The organism is Kocuria sp. WRN011, assembly GCF_002295155.1.
Taxonomy (GTDB): Bacteria; Actinomycetota; Actinomycetes; order Actinomycetales; family Micrococcaceae; genus Kocuria; species Kocuria carniphila.
This window is the reverse complement of the sequence record NZ_NSGI01000011.1, coordinates 23,256-49,255: the sequence shown is the minus strand read 5'-3', so window position 1 is coordinate 49,255 and position 26,000 is coordinate 23,256. Positions and strand designations below refer to the sequence as shown.

The following is a 26,000-nucleotide window of genomic DNA, read 5'->3' as shown; positions in this document are numbered from 1 at the left end:
GTATTTCGCGTGTCTCAGCAGATCCCGTCCCCCCGAGGCGGAGCATCCGGCGGCCATCGCAACGGAACGGATGTGCGGCACGATCTGTGGGTGCCCACGCTGGTTCGGGCCCTGGCCGCGCTGGTGTTCGGCGCGGTCACGATCTTCTGGCAGGAACCCACCGAGAACGCCGCACCGTGGGCCCTGGGCCTATTCCTGGTCGGCACGGGTGGCGCGTGGCTGTTTCTGCACTTCCGCATGAAGGGCCGTGAGGACGTCGACCTCGGCTCCTTGGCCAACATCCCCCAGCTCGCGGGAATCCTCTACATTCTGGGCGGCGCGCTTGTCGCGATCATGGCACCGCAGAACTGGCTGTTCGTGCTGCTGGCCACCATGGTGCTCGGCCTCTGCGGCATTCTGGAACTCGCGCTGGGCCTGCGATTCCGCCAGAGTTTCCCGCTCGGCAGGGATTGGACCCTCAGTGGTCTGGTGACCGTGGGCGCGGGTATGGGCATGATGCTCGTGGAGACCCTGGGTGCCAAGGCGGAGCTGGGCGTTGTGGGTGGTGCGGCCATCATCATTGGCGTTACTCAGTTCATTGCGGCCTTGAGCTTGCGGCACGATGCGCTTGCAGCGGACCGCGCCGGCTCCCCTGATAGTGGCCGGATAAACGGCGTAGACTGATCAGTCGGTCTCAACAATTTTTCGCAAGTTTCCGTAGGAGGATTCACGTGGCCCAGCGCACCGAGCACAACGGCCGTCGCAAGACTGATATCAAGGGCCCCCTTGTCATCTCAGCCGTGCTGGCAGTCGTCGCCTTCGTGGTGGTCTCGGTAGCAGCCGCGGGCGGCACCGACAACGCCGCACGAGTGGGGCTGGGCCTGATCGCCGCCGGCATCGCATTCATCGCGTCCGTGGTCGTGTGCTCCACGCTCATGCTTCTGGAGAAGCCCAACGACCCCGAACTCGGTCAGGGCACCGGCGTGAACCGTTCCTCGGCCAAACTGTTCGCGGAGAACAAGGCCCGCCGTCAGGCCGAGCAGGCGCGTGGCGAGGGTTCGGGGACCGCGTCACCCCGCGAGACTTCCGGTGCCGCCGACTCCAAGAGCAACGGCGAACCCCAGTACGGTCAGCGCGTACGCCCCGACACCAAGGGCGAGGAACCGGGCTCGAGCGCTCGCTGATCAGCAATTCAGCAACGAAGAACGCCCTGGACTGTGAATCACAGTCCAGGGCGTTCATTCATGCTCTACCGACGAGCAGCATTTACCGCCCGAAGCGCTTCAACCGCAGAGAGTTCAGCACCACGAACACGGAGCTGAAGGCCATGGCACCGCCGGCGATCATGGGGTTCAAGAAGCCCAGTGCGGCCACCGGGATGGCCACCACGTTGTAGGCGAAGGCCCAGAACAGGTTGGACTTGATGGTCCCCAGGGTCTTCTGTGACAGCTTGATCGCGGTGGGGATGGCGGTCAGTTCGCTGCGGACCACGGTGATGTCCGAGGCCTGCATGGCTGCGTCCGTACCGGAGCCCATGGCGATGCCCAGATCGGCTTGGGTGAGGGCGGGAGCATCATTGACGCCGTCGCCCACCATGGCCACCACGCGACCCTGCTTCTGCAGGTCGGTCACGGCCTGAACCTTGCCGTCCGGGGTGACATCCGCGATGACATCCTCCGGGGCGATGCCCACCTGTTCCGCCACGGAACGTGCCACGGCGGAGTGGTCACCGGTCAGCAAGACCGGGCGCAGACCCAGTTCCTTGAGCTGTGCAATTGCCTGAGCGGACTCTTCTTTGATGGTGTCCTGCAGGTCGATCAGGCCGGCCAGGTTGCCGTCCACGGCCACCAGGATGGTGGTGAAACCGTCCGCGCGTGCGTGCTCGAGGGCCTCACGATCGGTCTCCGACAGGCGCACACCGTTCTTGGCCAGCCACTGTTCGCGCCCCACCACCACGGAGCGAGATTGCATGCCGTCAGCGACATACGCCTTCACGCCACCCCCGGGCGCGGACTCGAAACGAGCCACCTGGAAGCGCTGCGACGAGGCATCCGCAATGGCCCGAGCGATCGGGTGCTCCGAGTAGTCCTCCACCGCCGCGGCGAAGTCCAGAACCTGGTCCTTGGACCACTGGGACACCGAGTTCACGGCCGTCACGGCCAGCTCACCGCGGGTCACGGTGCCGGTCTTGTCCAGCAGGATGGTGTCCACGTTGCGGGAGTCCTCGAGTACCTCGGCAGACGTGATGAGGATGCCCATCTGAGCGCCACGACCCGTACCGGTCAGCAGGGCGGTGGGAGTTGCCAGACCAAGCGCACACGGGCACGCGATCACCAACACGGAGACCGCAGCCACGAAGGCCTGATCCACGTTGCCGGTCACGAGCAGCCAGAACACCAGGGTCAGCAGGGCAATGCCGATGACCACGGGGACGAACACGGACGAGATCTTGTCTGCCAGGCGCGCCACGGGGGCCTTGGTCGCCTGCGCGCGAGCGACGGTACGACCCATGGATGCGAGCACGGTATCGGATCCCACGCGGGTTGCTTCCGCGACCAGGCGCCCGGTGGTGTTCACGGTGGCGCCGGTCAGCTCGTCACCCGTACTGACCTCCACGGGCATGGATTCACCGGTCAGCATGGACGCGTCCACGGCGGATTCGCCGGAGATCACCACGGAGTCCGTGGCGATTTTCTCGCCCGGGCGAACCACGAAGCGATCGCCCACCTTCAGCTGGTCCACGGGGACGGAGCGTTCGGTTCCGTCCTCGTTGAGCACGGTCGCCTGTTGGGCGCCCAGGTTCAGTAGCGCCTTGAGCGCCTCACCGGAGCGAGCCTTCGCGCGGGCCTCGAGCCAGCGGCCAAGCAACAGGAACGTGGTGATGATGGCCGCGGATTCGAAGTACAGCTGGTGGCTGGACATGTCCATGGCCTGACCGGGGTGCGCGTGCGCGGTCATCCCCGGGTCCACGAGCAAGTGCCACAGCGAGAACAGATAGGCGGCGGCCACACCCATCGACACCAGGGTGTCCATGGTGGAGGAGAAATGCCGTGCGTTGATGGCAGTGGCCTTGTGGAACGGCCACGCACTCCACGTCACGACCGGCAGCGTCAACGCGGCGGCCACCCAGCCCCAGTGCGGGAACTGCGCACCCGGAATCATCGAAATGATGAACACTGGAACGGAGAAGATCGCGGCCACGATCAGCCGGGTGCCCAGGTCCCGGCGGCGCTTGTCCGCGGGGGACATATCGGCGGCCGGGTCTGTGGAATCGGTGCTGCGTTCCAGCTCCCGTTCTACGGGGGCCGACGACGCCGCTCGCTCACCTTCCGCGGCGGGCGTCCCGGAAGCCTCGGAGGCACCGGATGTTCCGGAGTGCGTGGCGGTCGTTGAACCCGCCTGTGCAGTTCGCTCGCCGCGGCTGGAACTGGAGGCAGCGGCGTCGTCGTCCGCATGGTCCGCATGACGAGACTCGTCGCGACTCGATGCGGGTGCGGCGGCCCCGCCCGTGATTTCCGCGCCGTAACCGGCCTTCTTGATCGTCTCTACAATTTGGTCGTCCGAAACGCTCTCCGGAACCTTGACGGACGCGGACTCGAGGGCCAGGTTGACCGCGGGATCCACGCCGTCGATCTTGCGCAGCTTGCGCTCGATGCGGCCCACGCACGAGGCGCAGGTCATCCCGCTGATCTGGAGGTCCAGATCACGCAGCGGTCCGTGGACCTGGGTGTCCGTGACGGGGGATTGAGTGGATTGATTAGACAACTGTGTAACCGGCTTCTTCGACGGCCGCGGCGATCTCCTCGGAGCTCAGCTCGCGGGTGCTTTCAATGGTCACGGGCGATTCGCCGCCGGCGTTGAGGTCCACGGAGACGGACTGCACGCCGTCGACCTCGGCGAGCTCTTCCTTGACGGAGGAAACGCAGTGGCCGCAGGTCATGCCGGAGACGGTGACGGTGGTGTTCATGGGGAGACTCCTTAGTCCTAGGGGGTTGGGTTAGCTCTTGACCAGGCGGGCGATGGCGGCGTTGGCCTCCGCGAGCTTGGTGTCCATCTCGGTCGTATCACCGGTGTCATGGGCGTGCTCCACCGCGTGGCGCACACAGTGACCCAGGTGTTCCTCCATGAGCCCCAGGCTCACTGACTTGAGGGCGGACTGGATGGCAGATATTTGGGTGAGCACGTCAATGCAGTAGGTATCCTCATCGATCATGCGCTGGATACCGCGCACCTGACCCTCGATACGCTTGAGGCGCCTGCTGTACGCGGCCTTGTCCTGGGTGTAACCGTGAGTGACTGATTGTTCGGTGCTCATGGCTTCAACATATACCCCACGGGGGTATAAATCAACATCTGAAAGAGCCCGCCCCGCAGTGCGCGGGACGGGCTCCGGATGATCCACGCTTTACTGCTGCGGATGAGCCACGAAAGTGTGTCTCGGGGCCTCACTCCGACCGAGGCGCAGTGCTGCGAGTTCTGGCAACGACAAAGGTCATGGGGGCCATGATCAGCAAGGGCAGAATTAGAACCACGACGCTCAGGAGACCGAAGGTCGACACATCAAGGGCGGGGATCGCCCATCCCAACAGGCCCAGATTCGAACCGAGGATGGCCGGAACGCTCGCCACGGTCCCGATCAGCCACGCCACCACCCCCGTGATCGCGGCTTCGACCAAGGCCATTCGGAGCAACAGCCGACGGGTGGCACCCACCCGGTGCAGCATGGCGAACTCTCCGCGGCGCCGAGACGTAATCATGAGGAGAGTGTTGGCTGCGGCGATGACGAAAAAGCTCAGCAGCGTGAGAAGAAGAACTTGTGACAGGCGTTGTGCGCCGCTCTCGTCAGGCGCATGTGCTGCATACTCGGCGGGTGTGAGCGCGCCGGTGTCCGCGGCGACCGCCGTCTCATCACCCTGACTTGCGCGCAACAAAACCGCATCGCTGTCTGGTGCGAGGTTCCGAGAGTCAACCGTCGCTGGCCCAATAATGTAGTCACCGAAACCGAGACCGCGATCGAATACCGCCACGACTGTCGCCGTGGTGTCTACTTCTCCGTACCGGATCCCCACCTCGGATCCGATGCCACCGGTCTCCAAGGTTGCGTCCTGGCTGATGGCCATGGTGTCCGGCTGATCGAGATCGGCCAGGGTCCCGGATGTAACCCCCGGGTCACTGAGTTCACTGGTCAGGTGCACCGTTGTAGGCTCCCATGTCAAGGACTCCAGGATGGGTGGTTCGTCCTGGTCAACCTTGACGTGAGCGGGTACGGGCCTGATGGACGACACCGCCGTCACGCCCGGGGTTCGGCTGAATGCAGTCGGATCCGCTTCACCGGGAAGGATCAGGGTTCCGTCAAGTCCTTCCACCAGCTGTCTTTCCGCCGCGCGCTCGACGGTGAGATTCAACGACGTCTGGACCGTTCCCGCGGCTAACACCAAGGCCAAAGGCAGCATGGCGCTGGTCAACCGCCGGGAGAATCCTTTGGTGTTGGCCACGGCAAGTTGCGTGGCGGGGGTGTTTCCGGTTGGTAATCGTCCGAAACTCCAACTCACTAGCGCGGGACCGGCCAGGGCCGCGGCTCCCACCAGGAGAAACGCCGATGTTGCCGCGCTGGCCCCACCGAGTGTGCCCGAGACGAACAAGGGGCTGAGCGCGGATCCGAGACCCACCACGGCCATGACGACCGCAGCGATCCCACGCCATCTGCCGAGCGCGCGGGATTCGGCACCGCCCTGTTTGACGGCTTGGGACGGCTGAGAGGCCAGGATCTTCCTGGTGGCGAGTGCGGCGGCAAGTCCCGCGGCGGGAACCATGGTGATCAGAGCTCCTGCCACGGGTAACACCCCGAACGCCAGGCCACCTCCGGCCGGCAACAAACCGGAAGCTGTGAGAAGTGGTTGCAGGAAAACGGACCCGGTCATGCCGAGAACGGCCCCCACCGGAATGGCAATCAATGCCACCACCAGGACCTCCGCGGCCACGATTTCTCTGACCTGGCGCCGGGTGGCACCGACCGCTCGAAGTAACGAGAAATCCCGTTGCCGTCCGCGAAGGGCAAGCCCTACCGTCGATGTCACCACGAGTATTGCGGCCAGCAACACCGTGCCACCGAAGGAACCGGCCAAGGCCGTCAACATTCCGGTCTCATCCTGCCCGGTGAGCCCGGTTTGAATTAGTACGCCTGAGATAGCGACCAGGGCCGCCGCCAGGGCAATCGCAACGGTGGTGCCAACCATGGCGCCACGATGCGCCCAGACACCAGTCAGTATGAGCTGTCGCATGATGCTCACGCCCCCAATGCCAATACTCGTGCGCTGACTTTTTCGACGGTGGGCGCGTCCAAGGCACCAACCACCAGGCCATCGGCCAGGAAGAGCACGCGGTCGGTGACCGCAGCCACCCGTGGATCGTGGGTCACGATCACCACGGTTTGGCGCAGCTGGGTGGCCGTGCGGCGGAACGTGTCCAGGATGTCGTGTGCTGTCCGTGAGTCGAGGGCGCCGGTGGGCTCATCGGCGTAGACCACCGTGGGACGAGTGGCCAGCGCGCGGGCAATGGCAACGCGTTGGGCCTGCCCGCCCGACAACTCTCCGGGCCGGCGGGATTCGAGCCCACTCAAGCCCACGGCATCCATCAACTCGTCCCGCCAAACGGGATCGAGCGTGCGTCCACCAAGAACCAATGGGAGGGCGATGTTCGCGGCGACGTCCAGATGGCCGATCAAGTTGTAGTCCTGAAAAACGAAACCGATGTGATCGCGCCTGAAACGGGTGAGCGAATCCGCGGACATGTTGCTGATGTCATGGTGGCCGATGGTGATTCGCCCACGGCTCGGCGATTCCAAGCCGGCTGCGCACTGCAACAGCGTGGACTTAGCGGAACCGGAAGGGCCCATGATCGCGGTGAATGATCCGGGGGCCAGAGTGAACGAGACCCCACGCAGTGCCCAGACCTTCACCGGACCCGTGGGGTAGAACTTGTGAATGTCGGTGATTTGTACTGCGGCCCGCGTTTCGACACGGGTTTCTGGGAATGTCCTCATGCCCTCAACGCTAGGGATCGGACGGTCAGCGGGACTAGCTGCTCGAGACCCCATGTGGAACTTGCATCGTTCGATGCAATCGACGGTCCCAACGTTCTGTTGACCACGGGGCATCGGGTCAGCCGGGGATCTCGACCACCCGGTTGCGGTAGGCCCATACGGCTGCCTGGAGCCTGGATTGCACGCCCAATTTGGGCATCATCCGAGCAAGATGTGACTTCACCGTGGAGACCTCGAGGAATAACTCCCCGGCAATGTCCTCGTTGGAGAGTCCTTGTGCGAGAAGCAGCAGGATGTCGAGTTCTCGAGGAGTGAGAATGTCGGGCACTCGCCCCGAGGCAATGGGTCCGGAACCTCGCCGCACCACCACCTCGCGCAACACTCGTCTGGTCAGCGACTGGTCAATGGTTCCCTCGCCCGCGGCGACCGCCCGCAGACCGGCCATCAGATCTTCCGGTTCTGCGTCTTTCAGCATGAACCCGGAGGCACCCGCTTCCAACGCTCCGAACAGATATTCATCCACGTCGAAGGTTGTCAGTATCAGAACCGGGATCGGTTCGGAGACCTCTGGCCCGCACAGTCTCAGAGTTGCTGCGATACCGTCCAGTCCCGGCATCCGGATGTCCATGCAGACCACGTCCGGTCGAAGTTGCTGTGCCACCGTCACGGCTGCCAACCCGTCACTGACCGCCGCGACCACGTCGAAATCCGGTTCGGCCGCCAGCAATGTCACCAATCCGGCGCGCACCATGGCTTGGTCGTCGGCGACCACCACCCGGATCATGCTGCCTCCTGCGTCGCAGCATCCTGGCGGGGGACGCGTAAGCGGACGCTCCACCCACCGGAGGCTGTGGGTCCGTAGTCCAGCCGTGAGCTGGTCAGGTCGGCACGCTCGCGCATGCCCACCAGGCCGAAGCCGACGGCGCTATCCAGTTCAGTTCCGCGCTCGCCAGGGCTGTTGGTGACTTCCACGGTGAGTTGCGAGGGGTCCGTGTCGTCGATGATCACGGTGCATTGAGTACCCGGTGCGTGCCGAGCCGCATTGGCAAGTGATTCCTGGACCATCCTGTAAGCCGCCAATTGGGCGAGGGGCCCGATTCCTGCACCGAGTTCATCGCCCCTGTTGAGCACGTCGGTCGAGACGTCGATCCCGGCGGACCGGACATCGTGGACCAGTTCACCAATATTTGCCAGTGACCCCGGGCGCATGCTTGCAGCGGACGGTTCCGCCACTGGCCCCTCGTCCCGGAGGAGACCTACGAGTGAGCGCAGATCTTTGAGAACCCCGGTGCACTCTTGTCGCACCTGATGAACCGCGCGTTTGGCAGCGGCGGGGTCTGTGTCGATTTGCGTGCCGATCGCGGCCGTCATCACCGCTATACCGGACAGGTGGTGCGCTGCGATGTCGTGCAGTTCCCGAGCCATGGCGGTGCGCTCGTGAGCTACCGCCGCCTGAATCCGAGCCTCCAGCTCACCGGCGCGGGCACGAAGTTGTTCTTGCTGCGCGGCGGCTAATTCGTGTCGACCCCTGAGCCACAGCCCGATTGCCAGCGGTAAGCCCACCACACCCAGGCCCTGGACCAACCCGCTTCCGGCGGGTTCACCGGAGAGCAGGGTGCCGACCCCCACCAGTACGGCAGCGGCCAACGGGGCCGGCCACGCGCCCCCATACTCAGCCCGGAGACCCCAGGAGAAGGCCGCCACGACGACCGCCACCGACAGCACACCCACCGAATCTCCCAGGCCGACGACGCCGCCGACGAGGGTCATTGCGGCGGTGGCCACGAGTATTGCGGAAGGGTGCGTGCTGCGCCATGCAAGGGCAATTGCCTGAATCGTGAGGAGCGCCAGGCCGGCCCACCATGCAAGATGATTCGGCCCGGGAGAATCGAAAGCGGCCTCGGGATCGACATTCATGAGAAGGGGCGCACTCCACAGTCCGAGCACACCCAACACCCAGGAACCCAGCGGAGTCAGCCATCGCCGACGCGACTTCGTCATTGTCGACACATCGTCAATCTACTCTCGTAGTTTGTGAACTGACCTGCCCTTGTGCGCCCGGCGGCTGAGTCCGTCCCGCGAGTATGAAATTCTTGACCCATGGCTTCATGGATCGAGGATTACGCGCTGCTGTCCAACATGCGCAGCGGCCCGTTGGTGTCCCGTACGGGTTCCGTCGACTGGTGGTGCGCCCCCCGCTTTGATTCCCCGGCGATGTTCGCATCCCTATTGGGCACGCCGGACAACGGTCGATGGCTGCTGGCCCCGGCGTGTGCGGTGGACGATGACGGCGAGGTGGACCTCGACCGCCCGGGCGTCACGGCCGTCGAGCGTTTCTATGCGGAGAACACCTTTGTGTTGCACACCGTGTGGACCACGGAGACCGGAACCGTGCGCGTCACGGACTTCATGCCTCTCTCCTCGCGCACCGCGCTGATCCGCCGGGTCGAAGGCCTGACCGGTGAGGTGGAGATCTTCCAGGACGTTCGCCTGCGCTTCAACTTCGGTGCGTCGGTGCCGTGGCTGAGCCGTTTCGACGTGGAGGAGAGCGACGAATCCGGTGAGCACACGGAAGGTGTCCTGGTGGGCATGGCCGGACCGGACGCCGTCGTCTTCCGTGGCGACCCGCTGCCCGAAGCGGACGAGGACCGTTCCAGGCGGCGGCACGCCGGTACGTTCACCGTGGCCGCCGGCCAGACCAAGGACTTCTCGCTGACTTGGTTCCCGTCCCACAGCACGCCGCCGGAAGCCCTGGATGTCAACGAAACCCTCACCGCCACCCTGAACCTGTGGCAGGAATGGTCCGCGCTCTACGACCCCGCGGCCACCGAGGCCAAGCTCGCCGAACGGGAACAGACCAAGCGCGCCCCCACGGACGCAGAACGCGCCGCGGAACTGACCGTCACCCAGGACGCGCGCGAGGACATCATCCGCCGCAGCCTGTTGGTGGTGCGCGGCCTGATGCACCAGGCCACCGGCGGCCTGATCGCCGCGGACACCACGTCGCTGCCCGAGGTGCTGGGCGGTGACCGCACGTGGGATCACCGCTTGTCGTGGCCCCGTGACGCCGCGCTTGCGCTCGAAATCATGCTTGACCACGGCCACGATCGAGAGGCAGCCCAGCTACGCAACTGGTTGCTGCGCGCCGTCGCCGGGGACGTGGACCACCCCTCCAACGTCTATGGACTCGATGGTTCCGTGGTGGGCCGCGAACGGCTCGTTGACCTGCCCGGTTACGAGCGCGCTCGGCCGGTGCGCGAGGGCAACACCGCCGGTTCGCAGTACCAGGCGGACGTCGCCGGTCACGTGCTGGTGGTCTTCGAACGCCTCCGACGCCGCGGGGTCCAGGAGGATCACCTGTCCTGGCCGTTGCAGCAGGGTCTGTTGCGCGCCGTGGTGGCCAATTACGAGGACAAGGACCAGGGCGTGTGGGAGATGCGCGGCGAGCCGCAGCACTACACCTACACGCGAGTGATGATGTGGGCGGCGCTGCAGGCCGGTGTGGACGCCGTGCGGATTCACGGCCTGCCCGGTGACGTGGAGACCTGGGAGGAACACCGCGATCAGCTGGCCCACGAGATCTGGACCAACGGCTATGACCCGGAGGTCGGCTCGTTCGTGCAGTACTACGGTTCCACCGCGGTGGACGCGTCGCTGTTGCAGCTGCCCAAGGTCGGTTTCGTCGCATATGACGATGAGCGCATGTTGGGCACCGTGGCCCGGATCCAGAAGGAACTCACAGACCGTTCCGGCCTGCTGCACCGCTACCGCAACCTGCCGCAGCTCACGGACCTGGACGATGTCGAGGCGTTCGCGTCCTCGATCGGTCAGGACGGTTTCGCGGGTCAGGCGGCGCCCTCGATCTCGGCAACGCTGCAGCTCGCGGACCAGCTGGCCCGCTGTGATCGCGTGGAGGAGGCCGTGAAACTCTTGGATACCGTGCTCGGAGCCGCCAACGAACTGGGACTGCTACCCACCACGTTCTCGACCTCGGAACGCCGTGCCACGGGCAACTTCCCTCAGTCCGAGGCGCACCTGAATCTGATCCGCGTGCTCGACACCCTGGAGGTCATGCAGGGCAGGAGTTCCGCGCAATCGTGAGTGGATCTTCTGCAATGGCTGCGGACTCGGAGTCGGTCATCCCGTGGCGATCTTCGCCCGCCGTGCGCGTGGGATTGTCCCTGGGTATCGCCACGGGTCTGTACGGCATCTCTTTCGGTGCGCTCTCGATCGCCGCGGGACTCACGTTCTGGCAGACCCAGGCGCTGTCCGCGTTGATGTTCACGGGTGGGTCGCAGTTCGCGTTCATCGGTGTGCTCTCCGGCGGCGGTGGGGGAGCGGCCGCATTGGGCGCGGCCTCGCTGCTGGGCGTGCGCAACACCGTGTACGGCATGACCATGAACGCGCTGCTGCGCCCGCAGGCCTGGCGCAAGCTGATCGCCGCCCAGGTCACCATCGACGAGTCCAATGCCGCGGCCTCCGCGCAGCCCACCTTCTTGGAGCGCAAGCGCGGCTTCTGGGTGGCCGGCGTGAGTGTTTTCCTGTTGTGGAATCTGTTCACCGCGGTCGGTGCACTGCTGGGTGACGCTGTGGGTGACCCCGGTCAGTGGGGTCTCGACGGTGCCGCCGTGGCCGCCTTCCTGGGTCTGCTCTGGCCGCGCTTGCGCGAACGCGAACCACTGGCCATCGCCGTGGTGTGCGGGGTGGTCACCGCCCTCTGCATCCCACTGGTCCCCTCGGGCATCCCGGTGCTGGTCGCTGCGGTGGTTGCACTGACCTGGGGCCTGCTCGGTGCGCGTGCCACTCGGAAGCGAGCACGCTCATGAGCATGTGGTTCTGGGTGCTCACCGCCGCCGCCATCGCGTACGTCACCAAGCTCGTGGGGTACTTGGTTCCCGACGCCGTTCTGGACCACCCGCTCGTCCCTCGCCTGGCCGGGCTGGTCACCGCGGGTCTGCTCGCGTCACTCGTGGTGATGAACACCTTTGCCAGCGGAACCGCACTGGTCCTCGACGCCCGCGTGGGGGCGTTGATCGTGGCCGGGGTAGCCCTATGGTTGCGCGCCCCGTTCCTCGCGGTGGTGATCCTTGGAGCCCTGACCGCGGCACTGTTGCGGTGGGCAGGTTGGGCGGCGTGAGCGTCGGCGAGAATTGAGCACCTCGAGATCTGAGCCACTTTGAGGCCAGTACATAGATCACAGACACTCTTAAGCCACTGGCGCGGACGATCTATGGCTTGGGCGTGACTCAGAATTGGGCACTGGCGTGAAAATGCCTCCCGCCAGACCGTGCGGGTGCATTTCCCGCCCCTGAGACTGCATGGGGTTCGGTTCGTGGATTTCGATGGACCGCAGGCAGTCAGATCGGGTCTGCAAGAAACGAGGCGTGAGGTTGAGCGGGGCGGGGCTGACCGAGTACGCGTAAGCGGCGGCGTCGGCACCTGAAAATTGACCGCGGAAGGCGACTAATATGTTACTTTTCGTCATTCTGTGATCCTGACTACTCATTGCCCCCTAAGGCGCGATAGCGTTGGGAGACCAGCCATGCAGGGCCCGGATCACCTCGGCTGGTGGCCGAGGGAATGCCTCGGTATCTCAGCCGGGCCAAGATCCTGGAGGTGCTGCGATGACCAGCAACATCACCGTTTTGACCAATCCCCGCGAATTGGCGGATGCGTCTGTAGACCTGGTGCGCCAGTGGCTCGACCGGGCGCAGGACAACAAAAAACGTAGTTCTCAGAAGAACCCCGCTGAGGATCGTCTCTCCACCGTGCTCCAGGATCCGCACGGTTTGGAGTTCACCGTTGGCTTCGTGGACCGTGTGATCCGCACGGAAGACACTAAGGCTGCGGCCAAGGCGCTGCAGGACATTGCCAAGCTGACCCCGGAATCCATGTCCGCTGTGGACCGTGCCCAGATCAAGGCCGGTACCGCGCTCTCGGACAAGCTCTCGTCCATCGTGGTTCCGGCAGCGCGTACCCGCCTCCGTCAGATGGTGGGCCACATGGTGGTGGATGCCCGTCCGGGGCCCTTCGGCAAGTCCGTGAAGGCCATGAAGGAAAAGGGCCACCGCCTCAACATCAACCTCTTGGGCGAGGAGGTGCTCGGCGAGCACGAGGCCAAGAAGCACCTCAATGACGCCAAGGAACTTCTGCACCGCCCGGACGTGGACTACGTCTCGTTGAAGGTGTCCTCCGTGGTGCCGCAGCTGTCCCACTGGGGTTTCGACCGCACCGCGGACCGCGTGGTCGAGCGCTTGCTGCCGCTGTACGAGGCCGCCGCGTCCAAGGAGACCGGCACCATGTTCATCAACCTGGACATGGAGATCTACTCGGACCTGGAATTGACCATGGAGGTCTTCCAGCGTCTGCTCAACAAGCCCCAGTTGAAGAATCTGGAAGCCGGCATCGTGGTGCAGGCTTACCTCCCGGACGCCCTGGGTGCCGTGAAGCGGCTCTCCGAGTGGTCCGCCGAGCGCGTGGCCGATGGTGGCGCGGAGATCAAGGTTCGCCTGGTCAAGGGCGCCAACCTGGCCCTGGAGCGCGTGGACGCGGAGATGCACGGTTGGCCCATCGCCACCATGCCGTCCAAGCAGGCCACGGACACCAACTACAAGCGCGTGCTGAGCTGGTTGTTCACCCCGGAGCGCATGCGCGGCCTCAAGCTGGGCGTGGCCGGACACAACCTGTTCGACATTGCCCTCGCTCACCTGCTCGCTGACAAGCGCGGTGTGACGGACCGGATCGATTTCGAGATGCTCCAGGGCATGGCCACCGAGCAGAGTGAGGCCGTGTCCACGGACGTCGGCCAGCTGTTGCTGTACGTACCGGCCGTGCGCCCCACCGAGTTCGACGTCGCCGTGTCCTACCTGGTGCGCCGCCTCGAGGAGAACTCCGCGAGTGCGAACTTCATGTCCGGAATCTTTGATCTGGCCCCGGACAACCGCATCTTCAAGCGCGAGGAAAGTCGTTTCCGCGCGGCCCTCGAGGACCTGGAGCCGGACCCGGAGCCCCTGTCACCGAGCCGTACGCAGGACCGCGCCCAGGAGACCGCGGGCGATGAGCCCACCCAGCCCCTGGACGAGCCGTTCATGAACGAGCCGGATACGGACATCTCCACCCGCGCCAACCAGGAATGGGCCGAGAAGATCGCCGCGCACATCGCGGACAAGGAATGGTTCGAGAACTTGCCGGTTCCCGAGGTGCTCAAGGACGTCGAGGACGACTCGAGCGAGGCTGTCGAGGCCGTGAACGACGTCGTCGCGCGCGCTAAGGCTGCCGGCAAGACCTGGGCGGACACCCCCGCCCGCGAACGCGCCGAGATCCTCAACCGCGCAGGCGACATCCTGGCCGCTCGCCGTGGCCATCTCTTGGCCGTCGCCGGCGCCGAAACCGGCAAGGTGCTCGAGCAGGGCGACCCGGAAATTTCCGAGGCCGTGGACTTCTGCCGCTACTACGCGCGCCGCGCGCTGGAGCTGGAATTCGTGGACGGCGGTAAGTTCACCCCGCACCACGTGACCGTGGTGACCCCGCCGTGGAACTTCCCGATTGCGATCCCCACCGGCACCACCGTGGCACCGCTGGCCACCGGTTCGGCCGTGATTCACAAGCCGTCCCCGGAGACCCGCCGCTGCTCGGCCGCCATTTGTGAGGCGTTGTGGGAGGCCGGTGTGCCCCGCGACGTGCTGCAGCTCGTGGACGCCGTGGAAGGTGACGCCGGTAAGGCACTCATCTCCCACCCGGACGTGCAGCGCGTGGTGCTGACCGGCGCGTACGAGACCGCTCAGTTGTTCGCCAAGTGGTTCCCCGAGCGCCCGCTTACCGCAGAGACCTCCGGCAAGAACTCCCTGGTGATCACCCCCAGCTCGGACCGCGACCAGGCCGTGTGGGACTTGGTGTCCAGCGCATTCGGTCACGCGGGCCAGAAGTGCTCGGCGGCTTCGCTGGGCATCCTGGTGGGCTCGGTCGCTACGTCGGATCGCTTCCGCCGTCAGCTCATCGACGCCGCGTCTTCCATGGTGGTTGCATGGCCCGATGACCTGCAGGCGTCCGTGGGCCCCACCGTGGAGAAGCCCGAGGGTAAGTTGCTCAAGGCACTCACCGAGCTGGAGCCCGGTGAGGAATGGCTGATCGAGCCCGAGCAGCTGGACGACTCCGGCAAGTTGTGGCGTCCCGGTATCCGCACGGGTGTGAAGCCCGGTTCGTTCTTCCACCTGACCGAGTGCTTCGGCCCGGTGTTGGGCCTGATGCGCGCGGACGACCTGGATGAGGCCATTGAGCTGCAGAACGCCACGGATTACGGCCTGACCGCGGGCATCCACTCCCTGGACGCGGACGAGATCCTGCACTGGGTGGATCGTGTTCAGGCGGGCAACCTGTACGTGAACCGCGGTATCACCGGGGCGATCGTGCAGCGTCAGCCCTTCGGCGGTTGGAAGCGTTCCTCCGTGGGTCTCGGTGCCAAGGCCGGCGGCCCCAACTACCTGACGTCGCTGGGTCGCTGGTGCCGCGAAGACTTCACGTCTTCGGGTTCGGACCGCAGCGCGGCCGGCGCTTGGGTTCTGGAACCGCGCGTGCACCGCGGACTGGACGCTGTCCTGCCCCTCGTGGGTGAGGACGATCAGGTGTGGCTGCGCCGCGCCGCGATGTCCGATCAGTCCGAGTGGCAGCGCGAGTTCGGCCAGGTCAAGGACCCCACCGCCCTGGTCAGCGAGGCCAACCTGTTCCGCTACCGCCCCCGCACCGTGATCGTGCGCGCGGCGGAGGGTGCATCCCTGACCGACATCCTGCGTGTGGGTCTGGCTGCTTCCCGTTCCGGGTCCGAGGTCATCCTCAGCCCGGCGGAAGAGCTGCCGGAGCAGGTGGGCCGACTGTTCACCACGGTGCTCTCGCCGGCTTCGGACGTGGACTTTGCGCACGCGTTGGGCGCAGGTTCGCTGGGGGCGTTCGCGGAGTTGTCCGACCGGGAGATCCTCAACGACACCGCACTCAACGTGGACCACGGCGCTCGTGTCCGCGTGATCCAGCCGTGGGACGGCACCGACGATGACCTCAAACCGCTCTACGAGGTCCGCGCCGAGCACCCGGACATCGCACTGATCACGGACGACGTGGTGGGCACCGGACGCATCGAGTTGATGTACATGCTCTCCGAGCAGGCCGTGTCCATCACCATGCACCGCTTCGGCAACCACAGCCCATCCATGGATCGGGTCGTGACGGAGATTCGGGCCAACAAGTAACCCGTTCTTTGAGGCACAGTTAGATCTGAGACCGTTTCAAGCCAGTTTGACCCGTTCCGGGTGGCTTGGGGCGGTCTCAGTTCGTGGCCAAAACATGTGAGTCCGTAAAACTGCCGTTTCGACAACTCGAGAGGCACTTTTACGGACTCACATGTTTATGCGGGCCTGATGTCGCTACAGCACCAGCGTCAGCACAAAGATGATCGCGATGATCACCAGGAACACGATGCCCCAGTTGCGCAGCACGTGCTTGTCGCTGTCCCGGGTTTCCTGGCTGTTGGGGTCCCGGTTCGCATAGCGGTCACTGCCCACCCCGTAGTACAGCTCTGACGTCGACGGTTGGCGCGGCGGTCCCGGTTTCACGGGTGGCTGATCCGCGAGAGGTTCGCCAGCGGCGTCGTCGGTCTTACGGGGGCCCATGGGCCAGAAGCGGTCCGCGTCAAAAATCTTGTCCCGCTTGGGCTGGTCGTGGGTGTCCGGGCGCGGGCCGTTAATCGAATCGCGCACGGGCACGCCGGTGCCGGGGTACTCGGTGCTGCCAGGGTTCTTCGGCGAGGTGTCGTTGGCGAACGGGTCCGGCTCGTTATCGTCAACCAGCTCCGATTCCGGGATACCGCTCGTGGTCACGGCCGGGCCCGAGCCACTCGACGAGTTCACGGGGTCCTGGGGCGAGGGCCTCGAGGCTGGCTCATTCACCGCCGCCGACGTCGCTCCGCCCGTTTCGTTGCCACGGTCGGCTGCCTGCCGCAGCACCTCGGTCACCCGTTCGAGCGGGCCGCGCTGATTGCGCTTGGTGGTCTGCTGCGCGACCTGCTCCGCGCGGCTGGCCACGGAACGGAGCACAGTCGAATCCTGAAGTTCCAGGTCACGAGCGGCCATGGCGAGTTCGAGCGGGGGATCGGCGGGGTCGGGCTTGGTAGCCCACTCCAGCAAGCCGGTCAGCACCGGACTGGACAGTGACTTCTTGAGCGCGGGGCGCAGGGCCTCCACCTCGGACAGTGCCACGAGTTCGCGCGGAGGAGTGGAACCATACCCGCGGGCGGCCTGATCAAGGGGGCCGCGGTCATTGAACAGTGCGGCAAGCATGGCGGCGGACGCATAGCGGTCTTCGGGCGAAGATGCTTCGGAACTCTGCGTGAGCAGTTGTCGTTGAGCCGGTGCTCCAGCATCACGCACAACCTCCAGCAATGCTGGGTCCGCACGCACGAGCCGGGCGGGCTCGCTCAAGGCGCGGGCAAGGTCCGGGTCAAGCTCTTCACTCATGTTGATCGCCTCCGTAGTCCGTTCTACGAGCCTACGTGAGGATGCCCGCGCCGTGCAGTAGCGGGCGGACCAGACCGTGACTCTGCGGGCCGCTGAACCCGTCACCGATCCACCGCGCCGTCTCGCACTCCGGACCACCCCTGTCGTGAATCAGTTAGGCCCGCTAATGTGCTGTGGGTGACACGTCCCACATCTGATGCCTCGAACCGCGCGCCGGGAGTGCTGCTGGTCGTGTTGATGGGGGCCATGGCCATTGGGCCGGTGTTCAATTACGCGTTGGGCTCGTTGAGCGCGCTGATCGTGGACGAGTACGGCATCACCGAAGGTCAGTACGGGTTCATCCTGGCGGCTGTCTACATTTCCGCCGGCGTCACGGCTACGTTCCTCGGGGTGCTCGCGGACAAGCTCGCCCCGCGCTTCCAGATCGCGTTGATCTTCTCGGGCATCGTGGTGGCGTTCCTGGTGAGCGCGATGTGGCAGTCCTTTGTGGTGTTGCTGGCCGCCGCGCTGATTGCCGGTGTTGCGCAGTCCTTTTCAAATCCCGCCACTAACCGCCTGATCGCCCAACGCACGAGCTTCACTCAACGCGGCCGCTGGATGGGTTGGAAGCAGTCCGGCGTGCAGATGGGGCTGCTGATCTCGGGGCTCACGTTTCCGTTCCTGGGCGCGGCTTTCGGCTGGCAGACCTCCGCGCTGATCGGGGCGGCGGCCTGCGTTCCCGCGTTGGTGATCGCGTGGCTGATCATTACCAAGGTCGAGCGCGACATCGCCGCCCGTCCCCTTCCGCCCGCCCCCGCCAAACCGGCGGCGCCCGGTCGCGAAAAATTGCCGACGGCGGTCTGGTTGTTCTCCCTCGTCGCTTTCCTCAACGCCGTGGGAACCCAGGGCGTCACCGTCTACTCGTCGCTGTTCGCCGTGCGCGCGCTGGACTTCCCGTTGACGGTGGCGGGAATGATCATCGGCGTGATCGGTGTGCTGGGCATCCTGAGCCGCATCGGGTGGGGCCGCGTGGCCGGCCGCATGGCGCGCCCGTCCGTACTCATCCAAATCATGAGCCTGGGCGGCGTGGTCGGACTGGCGTTCTTGATCGCAGCCGAGGCATTTCAGCAGGGCTGGTTGATGTGGCTGGGCATCGCGTTCCACGCGGCCCTCCCGCTGGCCGCCAACGTGATCATCAATTCCGGCACGGTGGCCGCCGCCCCGGCAGCCAAGGTGGGAGCGGCGTCGGGCCTGGTGGCCACGGGCATGTACCTGGGGTTCGGCGCGGGACCGCTGATCGTGGGGCAGCTTGTGGACCTCACCGGGGGCTTTACCGCGGGCTGGATCGCTGTGGGCGTCACGTACGTAGCCAGCGTGGTGGTCGCGATCATCCTGAGCAGGCTGCAAAAGCGTTCGGAATGACTTGGCCGAGTGTGGTCCCATGGAGGCATGGGCACCCCACGCACTGACCTCGCACACGTCCTCAAGCGACTGGACGGCAACAGCTACGGCGCGTACAAACAGCTCAAGGGCGACTGGCGCGTCGGTGATTTCGATCTGCTGATCGATCGCGTGCAGTCGGATCCTTACGCGCCGCCGTCCATGGTGCGGCTCCGCGTGCCGCGGGAGGTCGCGGGCATCCCGGAGCATCTCGTTGATTCGGCGGCCAAGCGCATTGCCGCGGGTGACTTCCTCACGCGCGCTTTCGGCCGAGCCGCCCGCGTGCTCAGCCCAGACGGCGGCAAGGGCTCCGGTGGGATTTTCATGGTTCGTGTGGGTCAGGAGATCCTGCAGCGCTCGTCGGTTCTCATCGACGACGACGCCGTCGAGGTGCGCTGCGAAATCGCCCTTCCCGCTGCGGGCCGCCGCATCAAGGGGCGCGCCGCAGAACGGTTGCTCACCGAGGTGCTGCCGAGCGTCGTCGACCGCTCTCTGATCTTCCGCAACCTGGACGCCGCGGCGGTCGAACTCCACGTGCGCACCTATCTGAATGCCGAGCACGTGCGCTCGCAGCTCGCCCCGCGCGGTCTGGTGGCTTTCATCGCCGACGGCGCCGTGCTCCCGCGCGCGTCCGGGCACCGTGACGAGCCGCTCACCACTCATGCCGTGCCGTTCGAGCCACCTGAGAATTTGCAGGTCACCCTCTCGCTCGGTGATGGCACGGAGGTTTCCGGCATGGGCATTCCAGAAGGCGTCACCGTGATCGTGGGCGGCGGCTATCACGGCAAGTCCACGCTGCTGCAAGCCCTCGAGCGCGGGGTGTACGACCACGTGCCCGGCGACGGCCGCGAGCTGGTGATCACCAGGGCGGACGCAATGGCCGTGCGTGCGGAGGACGGGCGCGCGGTCACCGATACGGACGTTTCCCCGTTCATCAACAATCTCCCCACCGGCGCGGATACGCGGCGGTTCGGCACCACGAATGCGTCGGGTTCTACATCCCAGGCCGCTTCGATCACGGAGGCCGTCGAATCCGGCGCAAAGGCGTTGCTCATGGACGAGGACACGTGCGCCACCAACCTCATGGTCCGCGATCAGCGCATGCGCGCTTTGGTATCCGGCGAGCGGGAGCCCATCACGCCGTTCGTCGACAGGGTGCAGTCGCTGTATCGGGACAAGGGCGTGTCCACGGTGCTCGTGACGGGCGGTTCCGGGGCGTTCCTGGACGTCGCGGATCTGGTCATTGCGATGGACGCCTATCGAGCCTCGGACGTCACCGACCGAGCTCGTCAGGTGTCTGCCGAATTCCCGTCGGGGGAGCAGACAAAACCCACCGGCAGTTTCGGTGAGTTGCGCGAGCACGTCCCGGCGGCGGCGTCGTCGAAGAACGACGGCGCTCGCGGCACCCAAGCGGGCGGCTCGCGTGACCGGAATCGCCGCGGTGGCGACCACGGTGGGTTCCGCGAGAAACCGGCCCGTGGGCGAGGCCTGGGCACCATCCAGCGGGGCCGGGAAGACGTGGATATAGCCGCACTGTCGCAGCTCGTCGATGCGTCTCAGACCGAGGCCATCGCACGGTTGTTGGACCAGATCGACCGCGAGGCGGACGGACATCAGAGTCTGAACGAGATCGTGGATCGCCTCATGACTCGAGTGGAGCAAGACGGTTTGGACGTGCTCGCTCATCATCGAGGACACCCCGGGCACCTCGCGTTGCCGCGTCGACAAGAAGTGCACGCCGCCTATCACCGGCAGCGGCGGTAACTTCTGCCGTTGTCCCCACTTTTCTTCCGGGTATTGCCTGGCGGACCCCCGTGGAGGAATATGAGCGTCCGCGACGCGGTCCAGTCGAACTGGCTGGGCCTTAGGGCTTATTCGGGGGTATCTCGGTCAACAAAGGGGTCGATCGTGAAGAAGGTTAGATACGGAATTTTCCTCCTGCTGGTGCTCGTCGGAACTGTGTACGCAGTCGTGACATGGACGCCAGCCGGAGCAGTTGTTGGCTGCATCATGGCAGCCAGTGGCGTATTGGGCATGTTCGCCGTGCAAGGAGAGGAACGAAAGACAGACGAATAGGCTCTTTTCCTGTCGTCTGCCCTATTCCACGGAATCTCGGAGGTTGTCATTGGACACTCGTCAGCGATCCAATCCTCGAACGGGCTGGATCTTTCTGATCGTCTGGCTTGCTGTCTTGGTGTGCTTTCTCACCCCGATAGCGGTGTGGACGGAGGTGTCGCCGTGGGTGACCTTCAGCTGGGTCGCCATCCCATCGGTGGCTGCTGTTCTGATATTCATCGCTGCCCGGCGGAAGCGTTCTGAGTCCGGGGATTCCTACGAAATATCGTCCCGTTCCGCCAGATCTGAAGGTCGGCTTGTGGTGAGTCTGCCCATCGATGAGGTTCCAGTCGCCATTGAGCGAGTCGTCGGGAATCACCCCAGATTCTCCGTCGTCGAATTGACCAGCGAGCATGCCGAAATCCGTGGACGCATGAACTTCAAAACGTGGGGCATGACAACCCACTTGAAGTACACATCGCTAAGTCCTGACCGAACGGAAATTACGGCCACTTGCGATCCCCGGCTCGCAACGACACTCGTGGACTATGGGCAAGGTCGGAAAGACATTGGATTGCTCTTTCAAGGCATTGAGGATTTCGCAATGGAACGTGATCGCGAACCGAGACCATGAAATGCAATTTTTCATGCAACGGCCGTGGAGCGGAGTTCGTGCTGCAGCTGGAGTAAGAATGGCCGCGAAGTGAAAAATACGCAGCTTCACGTTTCCTCAGGCCCCGTCAGCTCCTTATCGGGCATTACCTCTAGTCAGCGCGGAGTAAGCCGTCCGAGCCTGATCATATGAGGCTCGGACAGAAGTGACTCAAAAGTCACAAAGGGGAAACATTTCGTTCAGTCGGCGTGACCTGACGCTCACTTAAGGGGAGACTGGTGCGTGTGCGCAACCCTGTGATCCGGGGGGAGAAACACGGTTGCGCCGTGACATGGGGAGGGGTATTCATGGTTTCGATCCGCGAATTCGTGGCTCATTTGTCACCTGACAAGCGCGAGCTTCTAGCTGCACCAGCGCGGTTGCTGCCGGTCAAGAGTCGTTACGGGCCGATCTACCAACGAACGATCCGCGAGATCGAGAAGGGGCGCACAACGCTGTCGTGGGTACTGGACACCGTGGACGAGCGGTTGACCGAAACGTTCCGCACGGCGCGTGAGGCACCGTATTACACGCGGGGCGGGCACTATGACGTGCTGGATCGCGTGACATCGGGGGACGTGAGCCCGCGGGACGCGTTGTCAGAGCTGCCGATCCTCACCCGCGAGGACCTGTCCGAGCACTACCGCGACATGCTCGCGGCTCCGGAAAAGACCGTGGAGCTGTCTGCGAGTTCGGGTACGTCGGGCGACCCCATATTCTTCCTGCTGGACCGCAATCGCGGTGCGCGGGAATGGGCCTACGTGGTGGATTCCTGGTCGAGCACCGGATACCAGCTGGGCCAATGGCGCGTGTTCTTCCGTGGGTTGGACTTACCGCAACATCGGCCGTACTTCGTGATGAACAGCACCGGTGAGATCGTGATCCGGATTCAGACCATTAGTCCGGAGACCGTCCGAGAATACTGGGAGCTCATCGAGAAGCGGGGCATTAAGTACTTGCACGGTTACCCGTCCACGTTCATGTACCTGGCCAGGCTGCTTGAGGACGCCGATTTCGATACGTCGTGGCGCTTCAAGATCCGAGGTGTAATGCCGGTCTCCGAGCAGTATGGTCCGGAACAGCGTGACGTCCTGCAGCGACTCTTCCCGAACGCGAAACAGGCCGTGTTCTACGGTTTGAGCGAAAAGTCCGTCTTTGCGTGGCTCGATGACGATTTCGTCTACCACCCGTATCCGCTCTATGGGCACGTGGAACTGCTGAACGAGGACGGCACCACGGTGGATGTGGGCGAGCGTGGGCGCATCGTCACCACCACGTTGGACGGGCGGGGCATGCCGCTGGTCCGGTACGACACGGGCGACTCGGCGGAACTGATTGGCCATGACGAGGTGGGCACACCCCTGTTCAAGAATGTCCTGGCTCGAAGAGGCCGTGAGGGCTTGATCAAGGCTGATGGTCAAACCTTCTCGACCACTCCGTTCAACGTGCACGGCCACGAGTTCGAATGCGTCCACCGGTTCAAGATCCGCCAGGACACCCCAGGTAAGGCGGTACTGCTCGTGCAGCCGTCCCAGAAGGCTACCGAGGAAGATCTGGAGCAGTTCCGTCAGCTCATGATTCGTCGCACGGAGAATCAGGTGGAGCTGGACTTCGAGCTGGTCGACGAACTACCGGCCACGATGAACGGAAAGTTCACGCTTCTGGATCAGCGGATTCCCAATGCGCCGACGGCGTGGGCGTAAGCGTTCGCGTGATCTAGGTAGCGATAGGTTTTCACCCGCGTCGAGTGATTTGACGAGTGAGGCCGCCATGGGGGCGGGCGGTTTTCGTTCGCAAAATCGGGCAGGGTCCAGTTCCAGCAGTTCTCCGGAGTCTGGGCGGTCAAGGTATTGTGATTCAAGTTAAATGCGCAAGAGGGGGAGCAGCGGTGGTATCGATCCGTGAATATGTGGGCCATCTTCCGGTCGAGCAAAGGGAGCTCCTGGCTGCCCCGGCAAGGTTACTTCCACCCAAAATGCTTTACGGCCCAGTTTACGAAAGCACCCGCAGAGATATCCAAAAAGCGCGTACTGTGCCGTGGTGGTCGAGTCAGAAAGTCGCCAAGCGACTCGGTGAGACGTTGACTGCCGCATGGCAAGCCCCTTATTACTCCGAGAGGCCCGCCTATCGCGGACTCGAACGGGTGGCTCGGGGAGAGATGACAGCCCACGAAGCGCTGCAGGCCCTCCCTATCCTGACCAGGCGAGAAGTTACTGATCACCACAGGGACATGCTCGTGGTGGATGAGTCCCAGGTCGAGATCTCAGGTACATCAGGGACTTCGGGTGAGCCGGTGCGATTCTTCCTGGACCGCAACCGTGGGGCCAGGGAGTGGGCGTATGTCGTGGATACATGGTCGGATTCCGGTTACGAACTCGGGCAGTGGCGTGCCTTCTTCAGAGGTCAAACGCTGTCCCGGGGCCGTTCGTATATTCTGATGCCCAGCGTCAGAGAATTATTGGTCCGTCTTCAGGCTGTGCAACCAGAATCAATTCGCATGTTCTGGGACCTTATCGCGAAACGAAAAATCCATTTCTTACACGGTTATGCGTCATCATTGCTATATCTGGCGCAATTGCTCGACGAATCAGATTTCGACACATCATGGAGACATGAAATCCGTGGACTGTTCCCGGTTTCTGAACAGTTCACCGTTGCACAGGAGGACATACTCCGGCGCGTTTTCCCGAATGCTGTCATTTTGGTCTTCTATGGCCTCAGTGAAAAGACGGCGTTCGCACGAATGGATCGGGAGCACAACTATCACACCTACCCGCTGTACGGGTATGTGGAGCTGCTGGACCCGAAGGGCGACCCGGTGGGGATCGGTGAACGCGGTCGTGTGGTGACGACAAGCTTGGACGGTCGAGGCATGCCGCTTGTGCGCTACGACACGGGTGATTCGGCAGAGTTTATACGCCGGGAACCCAACGGGTCCGTGGTGTTCAAGGACATTCTCTCCCGGCGAGGGCGGGAAGGATTAGTCCGAGCGGATGGAAAATTGTTCTCGCTCACGTCTTACGGCTTTGACGGAAACGAATTCCCGTTGATCCGCCGGTTCAAGCTCCGACAGGATGTTCCCGGCAGGGCTGTGCTGCAGGTCCAACCTTCACCCTCCGCCAGCGAGTCCGACATTGCCGAGTTCTTCCGTGAAATGGCACTGCGCGGCGAGCATCACGTGGAACTGGAATTGGAAGTCATCGACCGGTTCGAGCCGTCCGCCAGCGGCAAGGAAGTCATGCTGGATCAGCGCATTCCGAATGCTCCGTCCACATGGGCATAGCGGGGTTCGTGCTCGACGTGGCCGTGTCAGAGCCTCAGGTCAGGGGCCTCTCTTGGTAGATCGACCCCTGACCTCGTAAATCAATTATTGGAGCTTCAGCGGCGTCGGTATTGAGCCTGTGCAATGACCACGAAAAGGCCGAGAAGCATACCGATCAATCCACCTGCCGCTGTCAGAACCATCGGGTCGGTGGACGACGGGTCCTGAGGAAGTGACGCCTGGCCCACTGGGGCAAGCTCCACTGCGGTACCGGGCGCGTCCGTGTTGTCACCGAGTTCACCGACATTGGTCCCTAGAACCTTGACCCAGGCGTCCGCCAGTTCTTGCGCTTGTTCCGGTGACTCCGCAGTTGCCGAAACACGTACCTCTGAAGTGTCCAGAGGCACCGTTGTGGTCACGTTCTGAAGCAGGGCCTCAGGGGTCTGCTCCAGGTCCAGCTCCTCGATGACCGCCGATGCGGTCGAACTGGTGCCGGAGATGCTGCCGAAGGTCACGGCCTTGGACTTGGACAAGTTTTCACCGGCCAATGCCTCGGTGGAATCGGAACCTCCGTTGGCAACCACCACTCCCGAAGCCGTTGATGTGTACGTAGTGCCCATGACCGTGGACGCCGCCCAGCCCAAGGCCGCCCCTAGCAGTAGCGTGATGAGCGGGATCCACCACAGTCTGCGGAGTGCTCTACCGAATTGACCCGTACTGACTTCGCCGCGTTCATACGGTCGTCTCTGTCTGGTCGTCTCTTGACTCATCGCGAGTTTGATTCCCCCCCTCAGCCCTCCCGCGGGGTGTGATCCGCGGGTTTTGCGTCGAACATGTGCACCTTCCCCAAGGTGCACAGACGTGTTCCATGGTAAACACATTATCTTTACCCGCGAACATTACGGGTGTGGGTCAAAAAAGGGAAAGTCGCTGACTAGGGGAGACCTCAGAAGAGCGGTGTTCCGTTCCGAAAGAACACACTTCGTGGTTACTGTAGTGTCTAGCTACACTCAGCAGATTTCACCATTCTGGTGGCCGCATTCGGGGGAATCGCGGTTCTGCGACTGGTGGACACGCGTGAGCGTGACA

The 26,000-nt window shown here is 64.0% G+C and carries 19 protein-coding genes; 10 read left to right on the top strand and 9 right to left on the bottom strand.

The window, feature by feature from the left end:
• Positions 1-9: 9 nt before the first annotated feature.
• On the top strand, positions 10-663 hold the full coding sequence (locus CKW39_RS13745) for a DUF308 domain-containing protein (RefSeq protein WP_254049433.1): 654 nt from the start codon (positions 10-12) through the stop codon (positions 661-663).
• Between the two features lie 47 nt (positions 664-710).
• Positions 711-1,163, top strand: a complete 453-nt coding sequence (locus CKW39_RS13740) for a hypothetical protein (RefSeq protein ID WP_016996841.1) — start codon at positions 711-713, stop codon at positions 1,161-1,163.
• Positions 1,164-1,245: 82 nt separating this feature from the next.
• On the opposite strand, the gene CKW39_RS13735 is transcribed toward CKW39_RS13740, so the two are convergent.
• The 7 genes from CKW39_RS13735 to CKW39_RS13705 form a co-directional block, all read right to left on the bottom strand.
• On the bottom strand, positions 1,246-3,744 hold the full coding sequence (locus CKW39_RS13735) for a cation-translocating P-type ATPase (protein ID WP_095798697.1): 2,499 nt from the start codon (positions 3,742-3,744) through the stop codon (positions 1,246-1,248).
• Entirely contained in the window at positions 3,737-3,946 is a 210-nt protein-coding gene (locus CKW39_RS13730; RefSeq protein WP_095798696.1) for a heavy-metal-associated domain-containing protein, read from the bottom strand. Before CKW39_RS13730 ends, CKW39_RS13735 begins: the two co-directional genes overlap by 8 nt.
• A 30-nt stretch (positions 3,947-3,976) precedes the next feature.
• A complete protein-coding gene (locus tag CKW39_RS13725) occupies positions 3,977-4,294 on the bottom strand; it encodes a metal-sensitive transcriptional regulator (RefSeq protein ID WP_095798695.1) in 318 nt (105 codons plus the stop codon).
• A gap of 130 nt (positions 4,295-4,424) precedes the next feature.
• Positions 4,425-6,215, bottom strand: a complete 1,791-nt coding sequence (locus tag CKW39_RS13720) for an FtsX-like permease family protein (RefSeq protein ID WP_158222957.1) — start codon at positions 6,213-6,215, stop codon at positions 4,425-4,427.
• A 50-nt stretch (positions 6,216-6,265) separates the two neighbouring features.
• Positions 6,266-7,021 (bottom strand): ABC transporter ATP-binding protein, encoded by a 756-nt coding sequence (locus CKW39_RS13715; protein WP_095798693.1) that lies wholly within the window; start codon positions 7,019-7,021, stop codon positions 6,266-6,268.
• Positions 7,022-7,139: 118 nt separating this feature from the next.
• Entirely contained in the window at positions 7,140-7,805 is a 666-nt protein-coding gene (locus CKW39_RS13710; protein WP_095798692.1) for a response regulator transcription factor, read from the bottom strand.
• Complete coding sequence (locus CKW39_RS13705) at positions 7,802-9,022, bottom strand: sensor histidine kinase (RefSeq protein WP_095798691.1); 1,221 nt, start codon at positions 9,020-9,022, stop codon at positions 7,802-7,804. The genes CKW39_RS13710 and CKW39_RS13705 overlap by 4 nt, the downstream gene beginning before the upstream one ends.
• A gap of 99 nt (positions 9,023-9,121) precedes the next feature.
• Here CKW39_RS13705 and CKW39_RS13700 point away from each other — a divergent pair, with 99 nt between their 5' ends.
• The 4 genes from CKW39_RS13700 (at position 9,122) to CKW39_RS13685 (ending at position 16,260) form a co-directional block, all read left to right on the top strand.
• Complete coding sequence (locus CKW39_RS13700; protein WP_095798690.1) at positions 9,122-11,122, top strand: glycoside hydrolase family 15 protein; 2,001 nt, start codon at positions 9,122-9,124, stop codon at positions 11,120-11,122.
• 14 nt (positions 11,123-11,136) lie between these two features.
• A complete protein-coding gene (locus CKW39_RS13695) occupies positions 11,137-11,847 on the top strand; it encodes an AzlC family ABC transporter permease (RefSeq protein ID WP_173674338.1) in 711 nt (236 codons plus the stop codon).
• Complete coding sequence (locus CKW39_RS13690; RefSeq protein ID WP_095798688.1) at positions 11,844-12,158, top strand: AzlD domain-containing protein; 315 nt, start codon at positions 11,844-11,846, stop codon at positions 12,156-12,158. Before CKW39_RS13695 ends, CKW39_RS13690 begins: the two co-directional genes overlap by 4 nt.
• A gap of 487 nt (positions 12,159-12,645) precedes the next feature.
• Positions 12,646-16,260, top strand: coding sequence for a proline dehydrogenase family protein (locus CKW39_RS13685; RefSeq protein ID WP_095798687.1), 3,615 nt, complete (start codon positions 12,646-12,648; stop codon positions 16,258-16,260).
• Positions 16,261-16,434: 174 nt separating this feature from the next.
• Here CKW39_RS13685 and CKW39_RS13680 read toward each other — a convergent pair whose 3' ends face one another.
• On the bottom strand, positions 16,435-17,523 hold the full coding sequence (locus CKW39_RS13680) for a hypothetical protein (RefSeq protein ID WP_095798686.1): 1,089 nt from the start codon (positions 17,521-17,523) through the stop codon (positions 16,435-16,437).
• Positions 17,524-17,700: 177 nt separating this feature from the next.
• On the opposite strand from CKW39_RS13680, the gene CKW39_RS13675 reads away from it, so the two are divergent.
• The 4 genes from CKW39_RS13675 (at position 17,701) to CKW39_RS13655 (ending at position 24,932) form a co-directional block, all read left to right on the top strand.
• Positions 17,701-18,924, top strand: a complete 1,224-nt coding sequence (locus CKW39_RS13675; RefSeq protein WP_095798685.1) for an MFS transporter — start codon at positions 17,701-17,703, stop codon at positions 18,922-18,924.
• Between the two features lie 27 nt (positions 18,925-18,951).
• Complete coding sequence (locus CKW39_RS13670) at positions 18,952-20,706, top strand: ABC-ATPase domain-containing protein (protein ID WP_095798684.1); 1,755 nt, start codon at positions 18,952-18,954, stop codon at positions 20,704-20,706.
• 1,251 nt (positions 20,707-21,957) lie between these two features.
• On the top strand, positions 21,958-23,352 hold the full coding sequence (locus CKW39_RS13660) for a phenylacetate--CoA ligase family protein (protein WP_095798682.1): 1,395 nt from the start codon (positions 21,958-21,960) through the stop codon (positions 23,350-23,352).
• Between the two features lie 455 nt (positions 23,353-23,807).
• On the top strand, positions 23,808-24,932 hold the full coding sequence (locus CKW39_RS13655; protein ID WP_254049432.1) for a phenylacetate--CoA ligase family protein: 1,125 nt from the start codon (positions 23,808-23,810) through the stop codon (positions 24,930-24,932).
• A gap of 95 nt (positions 24,933-25,027) precedes the next feature.
• Here CKW39_RS13655 and CKW39_RS15485 read toward each other — a convergent pair whose 3' ends face one another.
• Positions 25,028-25,531: a YveK family protein gene (locus CKW39_RS15485; protein ID WP_216823183.1), complete on the bottom strand. Its 504-nt coding sequence runs from the start codon at positions 25,529-25,531 to the stop codon at positions 25,028-25,030.
• Between the last annotated feature and the right edge of the window lie 469 nt (positions 25,532-26,000).